Consider the following 17,149-nt stretch of genomic DNA (forward strand, 5'->3'; position numbering starts at 1 on the left):
CCGCCTGGTGGTGCGGCACCCTGGCCGCCCTCGCGGTGACGGTGCGCGGTCGCGGCGGGTGGGCCGCGGCGCTGCCGAGGTTCTCGGCGCTGGCGCTCTGGGCGGTCGTCGCCCTCGCCGTCACCGGCGTGCTCGCCGGAGCGCTCAACCTGGACGTGTTCGGCGGTCGGGGGATCGCGGTGCTGTGGGGCAGCGGCTACGGCCGCGTCGTGGTCGCGAAGACCGTGGCGCTCGTGGCGCTGATCGCCGTGGCCGCGGTCCACCGTCGACGGTGGGTGCCGCAGGCGCAGCGCCACGGCGGGAGCGCGGGGGACGCGGTGCGACGCGCCGCGGTCGAGGTCGTCGTGATGGCGGTGGCGCTCGGATTGGCCGCCGGACTGGCCGGCACCGCGCCGCCCGGCTGAGCGACTTCAGCCCTGCTCGTCCCAGGCCCTGTTGAGTTCGGTGAGGATCGTGTGGGCGAAGCCCAAGCCGCCGAGGTGGGATTCCTCGGGCAGTTCGAACAGCTTGGCGTTGGGCAGCAGCGCCACCATGTGCTCACCGTGGCGGAACGGGATGATGTGGTCCTTGTCGCCGTGCCACCAGCGGACCGGGGTATCGATCTCGGCGACGCGGAAACCCCAGTCCTTGGCGAACACGATGGCGTCGGCGAACGGCGCCTCCATGCGTCGCGACCCGCCGTGCAACAGGTCGTCGAGGAACATGGCGCGGAATTCCGGGCGGGCCAGCAGCTCCCGGTCGCCCTGCGGGGACAGGCGGCCGTACAGGTCGATGGCCGGTTCGGCCACCGGTCGCGCGACCGACAGCAGCGAGCTGACGACCTTGCCGATCGGGGCGCCGGCGACCTTGAGGATGGGCGCGGTGAGTTTGGCCAGCTCGACGGCGCCGCCGCCGATCGCTTCCGGTCCGACCGCGGGCGCGACGCCGCCCATGATGCCGACGACCTTCACCCGATCGGGTGCGGCGTAGGCCGTGGCCAGGCTGTACGGGCCGCCGCCGGAGAGCCCGATGACGCCGAAGTCCTCGATGTCGAGGGCGTCGGCGACGGCCAGCAGGTCGTCGGCGAACTGCAGGACGTTCTCGTAGCGGTGGGCCGTCGACGAGCCGACCCCCGGTCGGTCGAGGCCGATGATGCACATCTCGTGGTCGACGGCCAGCTGCCGTGCCTCCGGTGGGATCTGGCGTCGTGCGCCGGGCGTGCCGTGCAGCCAGAAATACGGTCGCGCGGTGAGCTTGCCGAACTGGGCGAACCCGAGTCGGCGACCGTCGCCCACGGCGACCGAGCCCTCGAGCTTGGGGCGGTCGATCTCGAAAACCACGGCTAGAGCATGACACAGATCACACCTGAACCGGTTGGGTACACTCTGTTCCTGGTTGCACCGCCCGTCGGCGCGCCGCCCGCCCCTTTAGCTCAGTTGGTAGAGCTACGGACTTTTAATCCGCAGGTCCTCGGTTCGAGCCCGAGAGGGGGCACATGAACAATGGACAGCCCCTTGCCCTGCGCGCCGGCACCGCCCTGGCGGCGAGCGCCGTCGCCCTCGGTGCCGCCATCGCCGCGCCGACGACCGCGGGAGCGATCCCGTTCCTCGACCAGAATGCCGGACCGGACGCCAACACCGTCGTCGTCGACTCCAGCAAGTACGCGACCGACGGCGGCCACGGCAACTTCCGCTGGCGCTACTCCGCGTCGAAGAAGGACGTGTGCGGCATCTACCCGGTCGGACGCGGCTATGTCGTGCGGTGCGCCGTGAAGACCAAGGCGGCCGCCGACAAGTCCGACGAGCATGGCGGCGCGACGTCGACGAAGTCCGCATTCGACGGCATCCAGCTCGGCGGCACCGGCGTCAAGCGCGTCAAGCTCGACGACGATCAGAAGGGCTTCAAGGCCAAGCGCCTGCTGCCCAATCACACGATCGACGTCGTCGGAATCACGTGCACCGCGTTCGGGCACGCGACGCTGAACTGCAAGACCTCCCGCGGCGCCTTCCGGATCGTCGGCGGGGTCGCCCAGCGCTAGTCGATCGCGGCCCCTTTTCCCGGTTTCGACGGGGTCGACGACGGCCGTGCCAACGGATTTGTGTTTGCGCGAGCGCGTGGCATAAGCTGATCCGGCTCCCCACGGAGAACACCGGCCCCCTTCGTCTAGCGGCCTAGGACGCCGCCCTTTCAAGGCGGTAGCGCGGGTTCGAATCCCGTAGGGGGTACGCATGAAGCGGAAGCTTCAAGCACCAGGCCCTGTGGCGCAGTTGGTTAGCGCGCCGCCCTGTCACGGCGGAGGTCGCGGGTTCAAGTCCCGTCAGGGTCGCTCAAGGTTTCGGTCGAGAGCCGGAACCGTCTGGCCAGGTAGCTCAGTTGGTACGAGCGTCCGCCTGAAAAGCGGAAGGTCGTCGGTTCGATCCCGACTCTGGCCACCAGCGCAAACCCACCCCCAGCGGGTGGGTTTCGTCGTTTCCGGAGGGCCATTGGTGGGCCAAAGCCGGGATGGTTGTGCTCGTGCGCGACCGATGGTGGGATGGACCCAGCGACACGGGGTGCCGCATCGCGGCTGAGATGACACCCGTCGAACCTGATCCAGTTAGCACTGGCGAAGGGATGTCCACACCCGGCGACGCGCCGGGCCTGCCTTCGCCTCGACCGAGAGGCACCCATGACCGAAGCACATGCGCTCAACGACCAGATCGTCGTCGTCACCGGCGGCGCCCGCGGATTGGGCGCGGCGATCTCACGCTCCTTCCTGCGCGAGGGCGCCCGCGTCGTCGTGAACTACCACTCGTCGAAGGAGGCCGCGGAGACCCTCGCCGCCGAGTTCCCCGATCGCGCCCTGCCGGTGCCGGCCGACGTCCGCGATCGCGGCGCCGTCGATGCGCTCGTCGCCGCCGCCCAGCAGGAGTTCGGCGGTCCGGTCACCACCGTCGTGAACAACGCGCTGGTCGACTTCGTGTTCAACGGCGACGGTCGGGCCAAGGCCGCCGACATCGCCTACCGCGACTTCGCGGCCCAATTCGAGGGTTCCATCGAGGGCCCGCTGAACCTCATCCAGGCCACCCGCGCCGGCATGGCCGAGGCCGGCTTCGGCCGCATCATCAACGTCGGCACCAACCTGTTCCAGCACCCGGTCGTGCCGTACCACGACTACACCGCCGCCAAGGCCGCGCTCCTGTCGCTGACCCGCACCTTCGCCGACGACCTCGGGCCCGAGGGCATCACCGTCAACATGGTCTCCGGCGGGCTGCTGCGGACCACCGATGCGTCGGCGGCGACCCCCGAGGCCGTCTTCGACGCGATCGGCGCCGCCACCCCGTTGCGCGCGGTCACCACGCCCGAGCAGCTCGCCGACGCGACGCTGTTCTTCGCCTCGCCGTGGGCCCGCGGCGTGACCGGCCAGAACCTCATCGTCGACGGGGGTCTGGTCAAGGGGTAGGGCCTACCGGTCGACGAAGACCGGGATGTCGTCGTCCCAGGGCTGCCGGGTCGCCATGTCTGCGACCCGGACGTGGCCGCTCTCGAACTCGCCGGTCGCGGCGTCGACCAGCCGGTAGCGCTGGGTCTGCGTCTGGATCGGCTGGCCGTCGAGGAGCACCACGCGCACTTCGCCCGGCTCGAAACCGCACCGCTCCTGCAGGGCGTCGATGAGCTGCTCGTTGCACATGTGGCCGTCGCCGAAGTTCCATCCGATGGCGGTGCTGGTGATCCGCTCACCGTCGGTCAGCACGTAGTCGGCCTCGTTCTGGCCGGCCATCGCGCGGTGCGCCAGGGTGAACATCGCGCGACCGTGCGTGTTGAAGGAGCGGAACGCGTAGCCCATGTACATGTACAGCTGGGCGTTCTCCGGGCTGCCGTAGTAGCGCTCCATCTGGGCGGCGGGCATGCTCGCGATAGCGACGACGTGCTCGTCGATCTTCGCCGATGCCGACGGTTTGACGCACCACAGCGAGGTGTCCCAATTGCCGGCGTAGTACCGCATGCCGGGCAGGAAGGACACCTTGCTCGGCGCGAGATTCCCGATGACCACCACGGTGGCGAGGATCGCGAACAACACGATCGGCCAGGGGCTGTGCAGATCGCGCAGCCCGATGTCGGAGTGCCCGACGAACAGGAACAGCACGCCGAAGATCATGAAGACGTTCCACTCCAGCGGCACCCCCATCGGGATCGACGCCAGGATGCCGAGGTGGAAGCCCACCATCACGATCGCGGCGATCGTCGTCGGCCAGCCGCCGTGGCTGAAGAACAGCACGAGCGGAACGAGTAGCTCGATCGCCGTCGCCACGTGCGCGACCCACCGGGAGACCCAGCTGGGCGTCAGGTCGTCGGGGAAGCGGGTGAAGAACTTGCGCTTGAGCCACTTGGGGCGCAGCACCGGATTGTTCGACATCATCGTCGAGATGACGAAGGGGAAGTGCCGGTTGAGCTTGGAGACCGCGGCCCCGATCCAGATCATCAGGAACACCAGCTTGGCCGCCAGGATGATGTCGGTGCCGGTGAACAGGAAGGCGACGGCGAGCGAGCCGTAGACTTCGCCGCGGGCGCCGAGGAAGATCGACTTGTCGCGCAGACCGCACAGCGCCAACAGGCCCAGGATCGTCGCGACCTGCCAGACGGGCAGGACCCCGACCGTGCTGTCGAGCGCGGGGATCGGGCCGGTGCCGCCGGTGCACAGCGCGACGACCAGCATGACCAGCAGCGCGGCGTAGAGCACCACGTCCACGGGGGTGCGCGTCGTGCCGCGCGTCAGCGGGACGCGGGTGGGCCACGGTGGCAGGCGGATCGTCTTGGGGCGCAGCCAGTACAGGATGGAGCCCATCGGCGGGAAGAACCGGTTGTTGAGCGGGCCGAATCCGCAGCCCAGGCCGACGACCTCGAAGAGCATCGTGAAGAGCACGACCTTCTCGAAGACGATCGGCTCGGTCCACCACCGGTCGATCTCACCGATGCCGCCGATGCCCGGCGTCAACAGGACGATCCCCAGTGCGATACCGGCGTAGGCGAGGATCTTGACCACGTAGAACAGGTGGAGCACCACCGGGGTGCCGAATCCGACTTCGGCCCAGTGTCGGGCCATCGGCACGATCTTCTCGGCGCGGGTGCCCTTGCTCCACGCCTCGAAATCGTCGACCTGCGGTGCGTCTTGCTTGAGGAAGCCCATGTTCGGACGCTAACACCCATGGGTAGAACCTGTTCTAGATTCTGCTCAGCAGCACGAGCAGCTGCAGGCGCAGGTGGTGTCGGCGCTCTGCGGCGTGCTCGACCCGAACTGCTGCTGACGTTCACCATCCGGGCGCATTGCGTCCGATTTGTCAATGTTTCGCCGCACCGACCGCTGGCGCCCGCTGTTCAGCCGCGGAACAGACTTTCGCCAACGCGGCGCGGCTCGCCGCACCCGCCCTTACGGTCGTCGCAAGATTCGCGACCGAAAGGCTGACAGGTGAGTCAGGAAAGTCAGAAGTCCCACGCCAAGCTGCTCACGGCGGGGCTCGTCGCCAGCTCGATCGAGTGGTACGACTTCTTCGTCTACGGCACCGCGGCGGCGATGGTGTTCGGCACCGCCTTCTTCCCCGGTGCGGAGAAGCTCGACGGCACCATCTACGCCTTCGGCACACTGGCCGTCGGGTTCATCGCCCGCCCGCTCGGCGGCATCCTCGCCGGCCACTACGGCGACAAGATCGGCCGCAAGCCGATGCTCGTGTGGTGCCTGATCGCGATGGGTGCGGCCACCTTCCTCATCGGCTGTCTGCCCGCGGTGCCCGTCGGCGCCGACGGCAAGGCGACCGGCACGCTCGCCTGGGCCGCGCCGCTGATGCTCGTCGCCCTCCGGTTCATCCAGGGCCTCGCCTGCGGCGGGCAGTGGGGCGGGGTGGTGCTGCTGCTGACCGAGTCGATCGGGCCCAAGCGCCGCGGCTTCGCCGGCACCTTCGGCTTGATGGGGGTGCCTCTGGGGTTGTTGCTGGGCAACCTGGTCATGATCGTGATGGTCGCCATGCTCGACGACGCGGCCTTCCAGAGTTGGGGCTGGCGGGTGCCCTTCTGGGCGAGTGCGGCGCTCGTCCCGCTGGTCGTCTACATCCACAAGAAGGTCGAGGACTCGCCCGAGTTCCTCGCCCTACAGCGCGAGGTCGCCGCGAAGAACGCCAATGCCGATCAAGTCGCCCAGGCGCCGCTGGTCGAAGCCGTGCGCGGACACTGGCGCAAGATCATGCTGGCCGCCGGGCTCATGGCCGGCACCAACGCTGCGTTCTACCTGGCGACCGCGGGTCTGCTGAGCTACGGCAGCGAATCGCCCGACAAGGGCGGGCTGGGCATGAACAAGGAGGACATCCTGACCTGCGTGCTCATCGTCGCCCTCGTGATGCCGGCGGTGATCGCGGGATCCGGCGCGCTGTCGGACCGCATCGGCCGGCGCCCGTTGGTATTGCTCGGGTCGGCCATCCTGGTGGTGTGGGCCTTCCCGTTCTTCTGGCTCATCAACTCGACGCGGATCCCGCTGCTGTTCGTCGCCATCTTCGTCTCGACGATCGGGCAGTCCATCACCTACGGCCCGGTCGCCGCGTTCATGGCCGAGCTGTTCTCCCCGCGGATCCGGTACTCGGGGGCGTCGCTGGCCTACCAGCTGGCCGCGGTCGCGGTCTCCGGGATGGCGCCGCTGATCATGACCTGGATCATCGCCCGCACGGCGTCCACCACGGGGGTTTCGGTGTACCTCGGCGCGATGGCGCTGATCACCGTCGTCTGCGCCTACGTGCTGCCGGAGACCAACCCGGAGGCGGTGCGGGCCGATCCCGACGCGGTGCCCGGCGTGCCGGTCAGCGCCCCCGCTTGATCCACTCCGCGCGTTGGGGGGCCTCGTCGCCGATGGTCGTCGAGTCGCCGTGGCCGGTGTGCACGACGGTCTCCGGCGGGAGTGGCAGCAGCTTGTCGGTGATCGAGTCGATGATGTCGTCGAAGCTGGAGAAGCTGCGCCCGGTCGCGCCGGGACCGCCCGCGAACAGGGTGTCGCCGGAGAACAGAACGCCGAGGTCGGGGGCGTGCAGGACCGAGGAGCCGGGGGAGTGCCCGGGGGTGTTGATCACGTGTAGCACCGTGCCGCCGACGGCGATCTCCTGCCCGTCGGCGAGGTTGTCGTGCGCCACGCCCGGGTGCGTCTGCTCCCACAGCATGTCGTCGCCGGGGTGCAGCAGGATCGGCGCACCCGTCGCCGCCGCCAACTCGGGTGCGACGGTGACGTGGTCGTTGTGCCCGTGGGTCAGCACGATGGCCTTCACCGTGCGGTCGCCGACGGCCTCGAGGATGGGGGCGGCCGAGTGGGCGGCGTCGATGATGACGCACTCGTCGTCGTCGCCGACGATCCAGATGTTGTTGTCGACGTCCCAGGTGCCGCCGTCGAGGCTGAAGGTGCCCGAGGTGACGACGTGGTCGATGCGCGGGGCCATCAGAGGACCACCACCGACCGCAGCACCTTGCCGGCCTCCATCGCCGAGAACGCCGCCTCGACGTCCTCGATCCCGACCTTCTCGGTGACGAACTTGTCCAGGGGCAGCCGGCCCTGCTCGTAGAGGTCGATGAGCATCGGGAAGTCGCGCTCGGGCAGGCAGTCGCCGTACCAGGACGACTTGAGCGCACCGCCGTGGGAGAAGAAGTCGACCAGCGGCATCTCCAGCGTCATCTCCGGCGTGGGGACGCCGACGAGGACGACGACGCCGGCGAGGTCGCGGGCGTAGAACGCTTGCTTGTAGGTCTCGGGGCGGCCGACCGCGTCGATCACCACGTCCGCGCCGTTGCCGTCGGTGAGGTCCTGGACGGCCGTGACGACGTCCTCGGTCTTTGATCCGTCGACGGTGTGCGTGGCGCCGAGTTCGCGCGCCCACTCGAGCTTGGCGGGGTCGCGGTCGATGGCGATGATCGTCGATGCACCCGCGAGCTTGGCGCCCGCGATGGCCGCGTCGCCGACGCCGCCACACCCGATGACCGCGACCGAGTCGCCGCGACCGACGCCACCGGTGTTCATCGCCGCACCGAGCCCGGCCATCACGCCGCAGCCGAGGAGGCCGGCGACCGCGGGGTCGGTCTCCGGGTTGACCTTGGTGCACTGCAGTTCGTGGACCAGGGTCTTCTCGGCAAAGGCCCCGATGCCCAGCGCGGGGGTGAGCTCGGTGCCGTCGGTCAGGGTCATCGGCGTGCTGGCGTTGAAGGTGTTGAAGCAGTACCAGGGCCGGCCGCGCTTGCACGCGCGACAGTCGCCGCACACCGCGCGCCAGTTCAGCACGACGAAGTCGCCGACCTCGACATGGGTGACGTCCGAGCCGACCGACTCGACGATCCCGGCGGCCTCGTGGCCGAGGAGGAACGGGTACTCGTCGTTGATGCCGCCCTCGCGGTAGGCGAGATCGGTGTGGCAGACCCCGCACGCCTTGATCGAGACGACCACGTCCCGCGAGCCGGGATCGGGGATGACGACGTCGACGACCTCGGTCGGGGCTTGCTTGCTGCGGGCGATGACACCTTTGACTGTTTGCGACATGTCACCAGACTAGACACCTGTCCAGGTGCTAGACCTGAATACGTGGATGTTGCGCGCGATCTGGCCCGTCAGCGCCTCGACCGGTGGTCGCGGCAGACGGTCGAGAACGGCGACGGGCGGCTGCGCGAGGCGGCCGTCGCACTCACGGTCGTGCGGCGCGACGACACGCACGGCATCTGGATCCTCAAGCGCCCGGCGACCATGCGCAACCACCCCAACCAATTCGCCTTGCCCGGCGGCCGACTCGACGACGGGGAGAGTGCCGTCGACGCCGCCCGTCGTGAACTGCGGGAGGAGACCGGAATCGAGACCGACGTGACGGACGTCCTCGGGGAACTCGACGACTACGAGACGAGATCGGGCTACGTCATCACCCCGGTCGTGTGCTGGCTCGACGACGATCCGCCGCTGCGGCCGAACCCGGCCGAGGTCGCGCACAGCTACTTCGTCCCCTTCGCCGACCTGGTGCGCACGCCGCGGTTCCTCACGATCCCCCAGTCGCCCCGCCCGGTCATCCAGTTGCCCGTCCTCGGCCAGTTGATCCACGCGCCGACCGCGGCGCTGGTCTACCAGTTCGCCGAGGTCGTGCTCCGCGACCGTCCGACGCGCGTGGATCAGCTGGAACAGCCGGTTTTCGCCTGGCGATAGGGGGCGATCCGAGACCCGGGAATTAATCGGACCGCAGTCCGGTTAAATAGGGTGGACTGTTTCCCACGACCCAAGGAGTTGCCATGTCCGCCACCACCGTCACCGCCCCCATCCAGGCCGGCACCTGGAACATCGACCCGGCCCACTCGACCATCGGCTTCTCGGTGAAGCACCTGATGGTCAGCAAGGTCCGCGGGAAGTTCGACACCTTCTCCGGCACCATCACCGTCGCGCAGGACGGCACCCCGTCGGTCAGCGCCGAGATCGACGTGAACTCCATCAACACCGGCAACGACCAGCGCGACGGCCACATCCGCAGCGCCGACTTCTTCGACGCCGAGAAGTACCCGAAGGCCACCTTCGTCTCCACCGCCGTGCGCCCCGACGGCGACGACTACGTGCTCACCGGCGACTTCACCCTCAAGGGCGTTACGCGCCCGGTCGACCTCGCACTGGAGTTCAACGGCGTCAACCCGGGCATGGGCAACGGACCGGTCGCCGGCTTCGAGGCCTCGACCGTCATCAACCGCAAGGACTTCGGCATCGACATCGAGATGCCGCTCGAGGGCGGCGGAGTCGTCGTCGGAGACAAGATCACCATCACGCTGGAGATCGAGGCCGGCCTGCAGGCCTGACTCGCGCCTAGGGAACCGGCCGCGCGTCCACTAGAGTCGGAGACGACTTTCCGACCTAGGAGGACGCGTGGCCGGCCGTGATATCGCCGCTGGCGTCCAGTTGCCCGCGCTCGTCGAGCGCATGCGCCGGCTGCACCCCCAGCACCTGCCCGGATTCGACCAGCGCTCCTGGTCGGGTCTGTCGGACAAGGAGCGCAAGCGGATCGCCACCGGCGCGATCACCCTGTCCGGGCTGGCGCTGGTCGGCAGCAACGCCCTGATCGGCCTGGAAACCTTCCTGCTCGTGCAGCTCACCCTCAACGGGGGACAGCTGCGCCGCATGCTGGACGTCGACACCCCGGTCCTGTGGGCGATGGCCGGCGCCATCGTCGTCGGCACCGTGCTGAACCTGGTCTTCGGCATCATCGCGCTGCGCCCCCACCTCAACTGGTTCCTGTCCGGTGCCAGCCCGGAGCCCGGTCGGCGCGAGGCGATCGGGCGGATCCCGTCCCGCCAGGTCTGGGGCACGATGGCCGCCTGGGCGATCTCGCTGGGCCTGTACCTGGTCTTCTCGCTGGTCCTGGACCGCGGCAACGACGAGTTCCTCGTCGTGGCGGGCGCCTTCTCCCTGGCCGCGGTGTCGAGCGGCTGCTTGACCTACATCTTCGCCGAGCGCGCCGCACGACCACTGGCCGTCATGGCCATGCGCGACCAGCCCACGCCCACCGTGCGCTACAGCGTGCGCATCCGGATGCTCGCGGTCTGGTTGGTGTCCTCGGCCGTCCCGATGGTCGGCCTCCTCGCGGTGAACCTCGGCCGCCATCTGTCGCTGCTCCCGCCGCCCGGTGGGTCGGTCGACTGGGTCAGCGTCGTCATCGCGGTGATCGGCCTGGCGGCCGGCACGCGCGTCGTGCTGCTGGTCGGGTCGGCACTGGTCGACCCGCTCGACGACCTGTCCAAGGCGATGGACGCGGTGAACCGCGGTGATCTGACCACCCGCGTCGCGGTGTACGACAGCTCCGAGCTGGGCGTCCTGCAGCACGGGTTCAACGAGATGGTCGGCGGTTTGGCCGAGCGCGAACGCATGCGCGAGCTGTTCGCCCGCCACGTCGGCTCCCCGGTCGCCGAGCACGCCCTTGCCGGCGGCGACGAGATGTCCGGCGGCACCGCGCCCTCGGTGGGCGTGCTGTTCGTCGACATCGCGGGGTCGACGGCACTCGGGGCGAACCTCGATCCCGAGGCGGTCGCCGGACTGCTCAACCGCTTCTTCACCATCGTGGCCGAGGTCATCGACGAGCACGACGGATTGATCAACAAGTTCGAGGGCGACGCGGCGCTGGCCGTCTTCGGCGCCCCGGTGGCACTCGACGACGCCGCGGCGGCGGCGTTGCGCGCCTCCCGCGACCTCGCCGAGCGGCTGCGCCAGGAGCTGCCGATCAAGTGGGGGATCGGGGTCTCCCACGGCACCGTCTTCGCCGGGGAGATCGGCGCGCAGACCCGCTACGAGTACACGGTGATCGGCGACCCGGTCAACGAGTGCGCCCGGCTGTCCGAGCTGGCCAAGGACGCCAAGGTGCCGGTCGTGGCCAGTGGTGTCGCGGTCGACGCCGCCGGCGACGAGGCGGTCAACTGGACCCGGCGCGGCGCCCTTCAATTGCGCGGCCGACCCTATGAGACCGAACTGTTCGTGCCCGCCGCCGAAGTCGCCGGGATCGAGCGGCAGGGCACGGCCACACCGACTGTCGGGGACCTGGTCCGCGGCTTGACCCGTCGGCGCCTCGGGCGCACGGCGCGGCGCCGGTAGGGGTGGGTCGTGGCCGACAGCGCCGCCGTCGCGCGGGACGCCCTCGTGGAGCGCCTCCGCGAGCACCTCGCCGAGGAGCCGGTGACCCGGGAGGTCGCCATGTTCGGCGGCCGGGCGTTCATGGTGAACGAGAAGATGGCCGTCTGCGCGTTGAAGGGCGGCGGCCTGCTGGTCCGCATCGACGCCCAGGAGCACGACGCGCTGGCGCGCCGCCCCGGAGCGGGGCCGATGGCGATGGGACCCGAGCGGGTCATGGGACCGGGCTGGATCGCCGTCGACGCCGAGGCGATCGACGACGGGGAAGCGCTGCAGTCCTGGTTGGAAAGGGCGTTGGAGTACAACCGGGCGGTGACCGGCCGCTAGCGTGCGGCGACCGGCCGGCCGCGGCTACTCGACCGGCATCTCCGGTCCGACGTACTCCTGGACGCGCACGGCCTTGCCGTCCTTCACGTCGACGATCTGGATGACGTGGAGCCTCATCGGGTTGCCCATGAGCTCGACGGCGATGAAGGCCTGGTTGAAGAACCCGTTCTCGGTGTAGGTGACCCCGCGCGGCTCGAAGTTGGGCTCGCCGCCGCCCACGCGGCGCCGGGCGTCTTCGACCGCCTGGGACACGGTGACCCACTTGTCGTCGGTGCTGTGCCAGACCTCGCAGTCGGCCGAGCACATTTGCTCGAACTGGTCGAGATCGTTGAGCGCGGCGGGCCAGCGCTCGCCGAGTTCACGGGTGGCCTGGTCGGGGGTGATGGTTGCAGTCATTGTCGGCTTTCCTCGTCGTTGTGATGGGTGTCACCTATCGTGGTCGGGGAAGGCGGCGGTGAAGTGTCCAAGTTCTTCGACAGAATTGCCGCCGCCGACGGGACCGAACATCTGACTTCTGGGGGATTCTCATGACATTCGACCTGGGCGACCAATCCGGTCGCACCGCCATCATCACCGGGTCCAACAGCGGCCTGGGCAAACAGACCGCGATCGCACTGGCGGGAGCCGGCGCCGACGTGGTCCTCGCCTGTCGGAACCTCGACAAGGCGAACGCCGTGGCCGCCGAGATCGGGTCCAGGGCCCGCGTCGAGCAGCTCGACCTGGCCAGCCTCGACTCGGTTCGCGACTTCGCCAAGCGCATCGGCACGGCCGACCTGCTGATCAACAACGCCGGCGTCATGGCCGTCCCGTACAAGCGCACGGCCGACGGCTTCGAGATGCAGATGGGCACCAACCACCTCGGCCACTTCGCGCTGACCATGCAGCTGCTCGATGCCGACAAGGTCGCCGATCGCGTGGTCACGCTGTCGTCCTTCATGCACCGATTGGGCAAGATCGACTTCGACGACCTCAACTGGGAGAAGCGCCGCTACAACCGCTGGCGCGCCTACGGCGACAGCAAGCTCGCCAACCTGCTGTTCGGCAAGGAACTGGCCAAGCGGCTCGCCGCGTCCGGATCGACGGTGACCTCGACGATCGCCCATCCCGGGTACGCCGACACCGATCTCCAATCGCACACCGAGTCGTTCCAGGACCGGGTGATGGTCCTGGGCAACCGCATCCTCGCCCAGTCGGCCGCCGACGGTGCGCTGCCGACCCTGTACGCCGCGGTCAGCCCGAAGGCGACCAACGGCGGCTTCTACGGGCCGACGAAACTCGGCGGCATGCAGGGCCCGCCCGGACCATCGCCGTACCGCAAGATCGCCGACGACGAGAAGGTGCGCACCCGCCTCTGGACGGTGTCGCAGCAGCTGACCGGGGTGAACTCCGCGCTCTAGTCAGCGGTCGGCGCGCTGGTAGGCGGTGACCACCGCCGCGCCGCCGAGCCCGATGTTGTGTTGCAGGGCGGCGCTCAGCCCGTCGACCTGACGCTTGTCGGCGTCGCCGCGCAGCTGCCAGGTGAGTTCGCTGCACTGCGCGAGGCCGGTGGCGCCGAGCGGGTGCCCCTTGGAGATCAGCCCGCCGGACGGGTTGACCACCCACTTGCCGCCGTAGGTGTTGTCGCCGTTGTCGATCAGCTTGTGCGCCTGGCCCTCCTCGGCGAGGCCCAGGGCTTCGTAGAGGAGCAGCTCGTTGGCCGAGAAGCAGTCGTGCAGCTCGATGACCCCGAAATCCTCCGGGCCCAGGCCGGACTGCTCGTAGACCTGCTGCGCCGCCGCCACGTTCATGTGGTGCCCGATGATCCCCTTGGTGCTGCCGTCGAAGGAGTTCTGGAAGTCGGTGATCATCGACTGCCCGACGATCTCGACGGCGCGCCCGGCGAGGTCGTGCTCGTCGACGAATCGTTCCGACGCCAGGACGGCCGCACCCGAGCCGTCCGACGTCGGCGAGCACTGCAGCTTGGTGAGGGGTTCGCAGATCATCTTCGCGTCGAGGATCTCCTCGAGCGTGTACTCGTCTTGGAACTGCGCATACGGGTTGTTGACCGAGTGCTTGTGGTTCTTGTGGCCGATCTTGGCGAAGTGCTCGGGCGTCGACCCGAACTGCTCCATGTGCTCGCGGCCGGCCGCGGCGAACATCCACGGCGCGACCGGGAAGGCGAACTCGGTGAGCGCGGCCATCGCCATCACGTGCTTGTCCATCGGCTGCGCGCGGTCCTCGTAGCTGGAGGTCAGCGAGCCCGGCTGCATCTTCTCGAACCCGAGCGCCATGGTGCAGTCGGCCAGGCCACCGCGGACCGCTTGGGCCGCGAGATAGAGCGCGGTCGACCCCGTCGAACAGTTGTTGTTGACGTTGACCACCGGGATCCCGGTCATGCCCAGCCCGTAGACGGCGCGTTGACCCGACGTCGACTCGCCGTACACGTAGCCGACGTAGGCCTGCTGGACGGCGTCGTAGGAGACACCGGCGTCGGCGAGCGCCTTGGTGCCGGACTCCAGCGCCATGTCGGGGTAGTCCCAGTCGGAACCGTCGTCGTTCTTGCGGCGCCCCGGCTTCTCGAACTTGGTCATGCCGACGCCGACGACGAACACTTTCTCAGTCATTCTCATCACCTCGCGAGCAATACAAACACTGCGCGCGGGCCGGCGCCGGTGGTTACGGCTATTTGACGTTCAAACGGATCGCGTTCGATGCGCCGGAGATGGAATCGGTGACTCGGATGACGTAGTTGCCGGCGATGTTGATCTTGAAGAGGCGCTTGGAGGTGCACAGCTTGGTCTTGAACGGCGCCGGCGGCCGCGGGCCGGAGACGCGGACGGTCATGTTGCACTCCTTGCCCAGGATCTCGTCACCGGCGTCGATGACCGAGTTCCACTTGACGCCGACCTTCGCCCCCCTCGGGTAGGCGCCGCCGCGGGCCTTCACGCCGGGCGCGTACACCCAGGTGTTGATCGAGCGCACGCCGTTCGGGGCACCCGGACGGCCGAGCTTGCCGTAGTGCTTGGGCTTGTTGTCCGAGGAGCCGAGGCTGCCCATGTCGACGCTGTCGGCGTGGACGGGCGCGACGCCGAGGGCGACCGCGGCGGCAGCGGTGACGGGCAGGACCAACGAACGGGCGACGGCACTGGTGCGCATGAAAACCTCACGATTCAGGTACGGGGAGAGCGACTCGTTTTGGTAACGATTCGATCTCGTTCGCAGCAGACTAACAGCAGTACCTGGGAGTTCGCTGGATGAATGCGCAGGGTCTCCGGGGCTACTCCGACTCGTCCCCGATGGCCGGTCCGACGATGTCGTCGGCGTCGACGATGCGGTACGCGTACCCCTGCTCGGCCAGGAAACGCTGCCGGTGGGCGGCGTAGTCTGCGTCGAGGGTGTCGCGGGAGACGACGGAGTAGAAGTGCGCCTGGCCGCCGTCGGCCTTGGGGCGCAGCAGCCGGCCCAGGCGCTGGGCCTCCTCCTGGCGCGAGCCGAAGGTGCCCGACACCTGCACGGCGACCGACGCCTCGGGCAGGTCGATGGAGAAGTTCGCGACCTTGGACACGACGAGCCGTTCGATCTCGCCGCGCCGGAACGCGTCGAACAGCTCCTCGCGCTCCTTGGTCTTGGTGGAGCCCTGGATCACCGGGGCGTCCAGTGCCTCGCCCAGTTCGGACAGCTGGTCGAGGTAGGCGCCGATGATCAGCGTCGGCGCACCGGGGTGGCGGTCGAGGATCGACTTCACCACCCCCACCTTCGAGTGCGCGGTGGAGCAGAGCTTGTACTTCTCGTCGTTCTCGGCGATCGCGTAGGTGAGCCGCTCGTCGTCGGTGAGCGTCACCCGCACCTCTATGCACTCGGCGGGCGCGATCCACCCCTGGGCCTCGATGTCCTTCCACGGCGAGTCGAACCGCTTCGGACCGATGAGGCTGAACACGTCCCCCTCGCGGCCGTCCTCGCGCACGAGCGTCGCGGTGAGGCCCAGTCGACGGCGCGACTGGAGGTCGGCGGTCATGCGGAACACCGGCGCCGGCAACAGGTGCACCTCGTCGTAGATGATCAGGCCCCAGTCGCGCGAGTCGAACAGGTCCAGGTTCTTGTACTCGCCCTTCGACTTGCGGGTCATCACCTGGTAGGTCGCGATGGTGACCGGTCGGATCTCCTTGCGCTCGCCGGAGTACTCGCCGATCTCCTCCTCGGTGAGGCTCGTCCGCGCGATCAGCTCGCGCTTCCACTGGCGGCCGGCGACCGTGTTGGTGACGAGGATCAGGGTGGTGGCGCCGGCCTTGGCCATCGCCGCGGCGCCGACCATCGTCTTGCCCGCACCGCAGGGCAGCACCACGACGCCCGATCCGCCCGCCCAGAAGGACTCGGCCGCCAGCGCCTGGTAGTCGCGCAACTCCCAGTCGGACTGGTCGAGCTCGATCGGGTGCGCCTCCCCGTCGACGTAGCCGGCGAGGTCCTCGGCCGGCCACCCGACCTTCAGCAGGATCTGCTTGAGGCGCCCGCGCTCGGACGGGTGCACCACGACGGTGTCGTCGTCGATGCGCGCGCCCAGCATCGGCGCGACCTTCTTGTGGCGCAGCACCTCCTCGAGCACGGCGCGGTCCAGGCTGACGAGGGTCAACCCGTGCGCCGGGTGCTTGACGAGCTGCAACCGGCCGAAGCGGCCCATCGTGTCGACGATGTCCATCAGCAGCGGTTGGGGCACCGCGTAGCGCGAGTGGCTGACCAGCGCGTCGACGACCTGCTCGGCGTCGTGCCCCGCCGCGCGCGCATTCCACAGCGCCAGCGGCGTCACGCGGTAGGTGTGCACGTGCTCGGGGGCGCGCTCGAGTTCGGCGAACGGGGCGATCGCCGCCCGCGCGGCCGCGGCGTCGGGGTGATCGACCTCCAGCAGGAGGGTTTTGTCCGATTGCACGATGAGGGGTCCGTCGGTCACCCCACCATTGTCCACGAACGACCCGCGGACGATCAGTCCAGGAGTTCGACGGTCGTGATGCGGTGCGCCGAGAGTTGCACTTCGTCCCCCGACGGCACCTCGGCGCCGACCAGTCGACCCGCGCGCAGCAGCTGCACCTTCACCACGTGGCGGGTGGCCTTGCCGTGCGAGTCGACGTAGTCGATGCGCAGTCGTCGACCGGTCCGCATCGCCAGGCCGATCAGCGCGGCCACCGATTCGCCGTCGCCGCCGGCCCGCGCGGCGGTTCGGCCGCGCGCGGCGTC

Annotated in this window: 17 protein-coding genes, 4 tRNA genes, 1 pseudogene and 1 riboswitch; of the genes and pseudogenes, 13 read left to right on the plus strand and 9 right to left on the minus strand. The window is 69.0% G+C overall.

Annotated elements, in window-relative coordinates:
* Nucleotides 1-404 (plus strand): CopD family protein (locus QM634_RS11235; protein WP_415042870.1); only part of this gene is annotated, 404 nt, incomplete at its 5' end.
* A 6-nt stretch (nucleotides 405-410) separates the two neighbouring features.
* On the opposite strand, the gene QM634_RS11240 is transcribed toward QM634_RS11235, so the two are convergent.
* Nucleotides 411-1,319 carry an alpha/beta fold hydrolase gene (locus QM634_RS11240; RefSeq protein WP_415042871.1) on the minus strand — a complete coding sequence of 303 codons (909 nt, stop codon included), beginning with the start codon at nucleotides 1,317-1,319 and terminating at the stop codon, nucleotides 411-413.
* A gap of 81 nt (nucleotides 1,320-1,400) precedes the next feature.
* Between QM634_RS11240 and QM634_RS11245 the strand changes: the two genes are divergently transcribed.
* The 6 genes from QM634_RS11245 to QM634_RS11270 all read left to right on the plus strand — a co-directional run bounded on the left by QM634_RS11245 (nucleotide 1,401) and on the right by QM634_RS11270 (nucleotide 3,421).
* A tRNA-Lys gene (locus QM634_RS11245) sits at nucleotides 1,401-1,473 on the plus strand.
* A 1-nt stretch (nucleotide 1,474) separates the two neighbouring features.
* Nucleotides 1,475-2,017 carry a hypothetical protein gene (locus QM634_RS11250; protein WP_415042872.1) on the plus strand — a complete coding sequence of 181 codons (543 nt, stop codon included), beginning with the start codon at nucleotides 1,475-1,477 and terminating at the stop codon, nucleotides 2,015-2,017.
* Between the two features lie 114 nt (nucleotides 2,018-2,131).
* Nucleotides 2,132-2,204, plus strand: a tRNA-Glu gene (locus QM634_RS11255).
* Nucleotides 2,205-2,231: 27 nt separating this feature from the next.
* Nucleotides 2,232-2,305 (plus strand) — tRNA-Asp (locus QM634_RS11260).
* 32 nt (nucleotides 2,306-2,337) lie between these two features.
* A tRNA-Phe gene (locus QM634_RS11265) sits at nucleotides 2,338-2,414 on the plus strand.
* A 103-nt stretch (nucleotides 2,415-2,517) separates the two neighbouring features.
* A riboswitch (TPP riboswitch) is annotated at nucleotides 2,518-2,610 on the plus strand.
* A 37-nt stretch (nucleotides 2,611-2,647) separates the two neighbouring features.
* Nucleotides 2,648-3,421, plus strand: coding sequence for a 3-oxoacyl-ACP reductase (locus tag QM634_RS11270; RefSeq protein ID WP_415042873.1), 774 nt, complete (start codon nucleotides 2,648-2,650; stop codon nucleotides 3,419-3,421).
* Between the two features lie 3 nt (nucleotides 3,422-3,424).
* Here QM634_RS11270 and QM634_RS11275 read toward each other — a convergent pair whose 3' ends face one another.
* Nucleotides 3,425-5,146: a DUF3556 domain-containing protein gene (locus tag QM634_RS11275; protein WP_415042874.1), complete on the minus strand. Its 1,722-nt coding sequence runs from the start codon at nucleotides 5,144-5,146 to the stop codon at nucleotides 3,425-3,427.
* A gap of 279 nt (nucleotides 5,147-5,425) precedes the next feature.
* Between QM634_RS11275 and QM634_RS11280 the strand changes: the two genes are divergently transcribed.
* On the plus strand, nucleotides 5,426-6,817 hold the full coding sequence (locus tag QM634_RS11280) for an MFS transporter (RefSeq protein ID WP_415042875.1): 1,392 nt from the start codon (nucleotides 5,426-5,428) through the stop codon (nucleotides 6,815-6,817).
* On the opposite strand, the gene QM634_RS11285 is transcribed toward QM634_RS11280, so the two are convergent.
* Both QM634_RS11285 and QM634_RS11290 read right to left on the minus strand, forming a co-directional pair.
* Nucleotides 6,801-7,427, minus strand: coding sequence for an MBL fold metallo-hydrolase (locus tag QM634_RS11285; RefSeq protein ID WP_415042876.1), 627 nt, complete (start codon nucleotides 7,425-7,427; stop codon nucleotides 6,801-6,803). The genes QM634_RS11280 and QM634_RS11285 overlap by 17 nt on opposite strands.
* Complete coding sequence (locus tag QM634_RS11290; RefSeq protein WP_415042877.1) at nucleotides 7,427-8,515, minus strand: S-(hydroxymethyl)mycothiol dehydrogenase; 1,089 nt, start codon at nucleotides 8,513-8,515, stop codon at nucleotides 7,427-7,429. Before QM634_RS11290 ends, QM634_RS11285 begins: the two co-directional genes overlap by 1 nt.
* Before the next feature lie 42 nt (nucleotides 8,516-8,557).
* Here QM634_RS11290 and QM634_RS11295 point away from each other — a divergent pair, with 42 nt between their 5' ends.
* The 4 genes from QM634_RS11295 to QM634_RS11310 all read left to right on the plus strand — a co-directional run bounded on the left by QM634_RS11295 (nucleotide 8,558) and on the right by QM634_RS11310 (nucleotide 11,944).
* On the plus strand, nucleotides 8,558-9,163 hold the full coding sequence (locus tag QM634_RS11295; protein WP_415042878.1) for an NUDIX hydrolase: 606 nt from the start codon (nucleotides 8,558-8,560) through the stop codon (nucleotides 9,161-9,163).
* A gap of 83 nt (nucleotides 9,164-9,246) precedes the next feature.
* The gene (locus QM634_RS11300; RefSeq protein ID WP_415042879.1) at nucleotides 9,247-9,798 is read left to right on the plus strand and encodes a YceI family protein; all 552 of its coding nucleotides are present in this window, start codon (nucleotides 9,247-9,249) and stop codon (nucleotides 9,796-9,798) included.
* A 67-nt stretch (nucleotides 9,799-9,865) separates the two neighbouring features.
* The gene (locus QM634_RS11305) at nucleotides 9,866-11,581 is read left to right on the plus strand and encodes an adenylate/guanylate cyclase domain-containing protein (RefSeq protein ID WP_415042880.1); all 1,716 of its coding nucleotides are present in this window, start codon (nucleotides 9,866-9,868) and stop codon (nucleotides 11,579-11,581) included.
* Between the two features lie 9 nt (nucleotides 11,582-11,590).
* Entirely contained in the window at nucleotides 11,591-11,944 is a 354-nt protein-coding gene (locus QM634_RS11310) for a TfoX/Sxy family protein (protein WP_415042881.1), read from the plus strand.
* A gap of 24 nt (nucleotides 11,945-11,968) precedes the next feature.
* Here the strand turns inward: QM634_RS11310 and QM634_RS11315 are convergent, their stop codons facing one another.
* On the minus strand, nucleotides 11,969-12,340 hold the full coding sequence (locus QM634_RS11315) for a hypothetical protein (protein ID WP_415042882.1): 372 nt from the start codon (nucleotides 12,338-12,340) through the stop codon (nucleotides 11,969-11,971).
* A 131-nt stretch (nucleotides 12,341-12,471) separates the two neighbouring features.
* Between QM634_RS11315 and QM634_RS11320 the strand changes: the two genes are divergently transcribed.
* A complete protein-coding gene (locus tag QM634_RS11320; RefSeq protein WP_415042883.1) occupies nucleotides 12,472-13,341 on the plus strand; it encodes an oxidoreductase in 870 nt (289 codons plus the stop codon).
* Here the strand turns inward: QM634_RS11320 and QM634_RS11325 are convergent, their stop codons facing one another.
* From QM634_RS11325 to QM634_RS11340, 4 genes and pseudogenes are all read right to left on the minus strand, one after another.
* A complete protein-coding gene (locus QM634_RS11325) occupies nucleotides 13,342-14,547 on the minus strand; it encodes a lipid-transfer protein (RefSeq protein WP_415042884.1) in 1,206 nt (401 codons plus the stop codon).
* Between the two features lie 58 nt (nucleotides 14,548-14,605).
* Nucleotides 14,606-15,079 carry a hypothetical protein gene (locus QM634_RS11330; RefSeq protein WP_415042885.1) on the minus strand — a complete coding sequence of 158 codons (474 nt, stop codon included), beginning with the start codon at nucleotides 15,077-15,079 and terminating at the stop codon, nucleotides 14,606-14,608.
* Between the two features lie 121 nt (nucleotides 15,080-15,200).
* Nucleotides 15,201-16,865: a DNA repair helicase XPB gene (locus QM634_RS11335; RefSeq protein WP_415042886.1), complete on the minus strand. Its 1,665-nt coding sequence runs from the start codon at nucleotides 16,863-16,865 to the stop codon at nucleotides 15,201-15,203.
* Nucleotides 16,866-16,897: 32 nt separating this feature from the next.
* Nucleotides 16,898-17,149, minus strand: a pseudogene (locus QM634_RS11340) (hypothetical protein); the annotation flags it as partial.

The sequence above is a fragment of the Gordonia sp. (in: high G+C Gram-positive bacteria) genome (assembly GCF_047606305.1).
Taxonomy (GTDB): Bacteria; Actinomycetota; Actinomycetes; order Mycobacteriales; family Mycobacteriaceae; genus Gordonia.

What these genes read in the sequence shown, in the direction of transcription:
- QM634_RS11315 (WP_415042882.1), bottom strand. Translation starts at nt 12,340, where the DNA reads ATGACTGCAACCATCACCCCCGACCAGGCCACCCGTGAACTCGGCGAG.
- QM634_RS11290 (WP_415042877.1), bottom strand. Translation starts at nt 8,515, where the DNA reads ATGTCGCAAACAGTCAAAGGTGTCATCGCCCGCAGCAAGCAAGCCCCG.
- QM634_RS11320 (WP_415042883.1), top strand. Translation starts at nt 12,472, where the DNA reads ATGACATTCGACCTGGGCGACCAATCCGGTCGCACCGCCATCATCACC.
- QM634_RS11250 (WP_415042872.1), top strand. Translation starts at nt 1,475, where the DNA reads ATGAACAATGGACAGCCCCTTGCCCTGCGCGCCGGCACCGCCCTGGCG.
- QM634_RS11275 (WP_415042874.1), bottom strand. Translation starts at nt 5,146, where the DNA reads ATGGGCTTCCTCAAGCAAGACGCACCGCAGGTCGACGATTTCGAGGCG.
- QM634_RS11325 (WP_415042884.1), bottom strand. Translation starts at nt 14,547, where the DNA reads ATGACTGAGAAAGTGTTCGTCGTCGGCGTCGGCATGACCAAGTTCGAG.
- QM634_RS11330 (WP_415042885.1), bottom strand. Translation starts at nt 15,079, where the DNA reads ATGCGCACCAGTGCCGTCGCCCGTTCGTTGGTCCTGCCCGTCACCGCT.
- QM634_RS11300 (WP_415042879.1), top strand. Translation starts at nt 9,247, where the DNA reads ATGTCCGCCACCACCGTCACCGCCCCCATCCAGGCCGGCACCTGGAAC.
- QM634_RS11285 (WP_415042876.1), bottom strand. Translation starts at nt 7,427, where the DNA reads ATGGCCCCGCGCATCGACCACGTCGTCACCTCGGGCACCTTCAGCCTC.
- QM634_RS11270 (WP_415042873.1), top strand. Translation starts at nt 2,648, where the DNA reads ATGACCGAAGCACATGCGCTCAACGACCAGATCGTCGTCGTCACCGGC.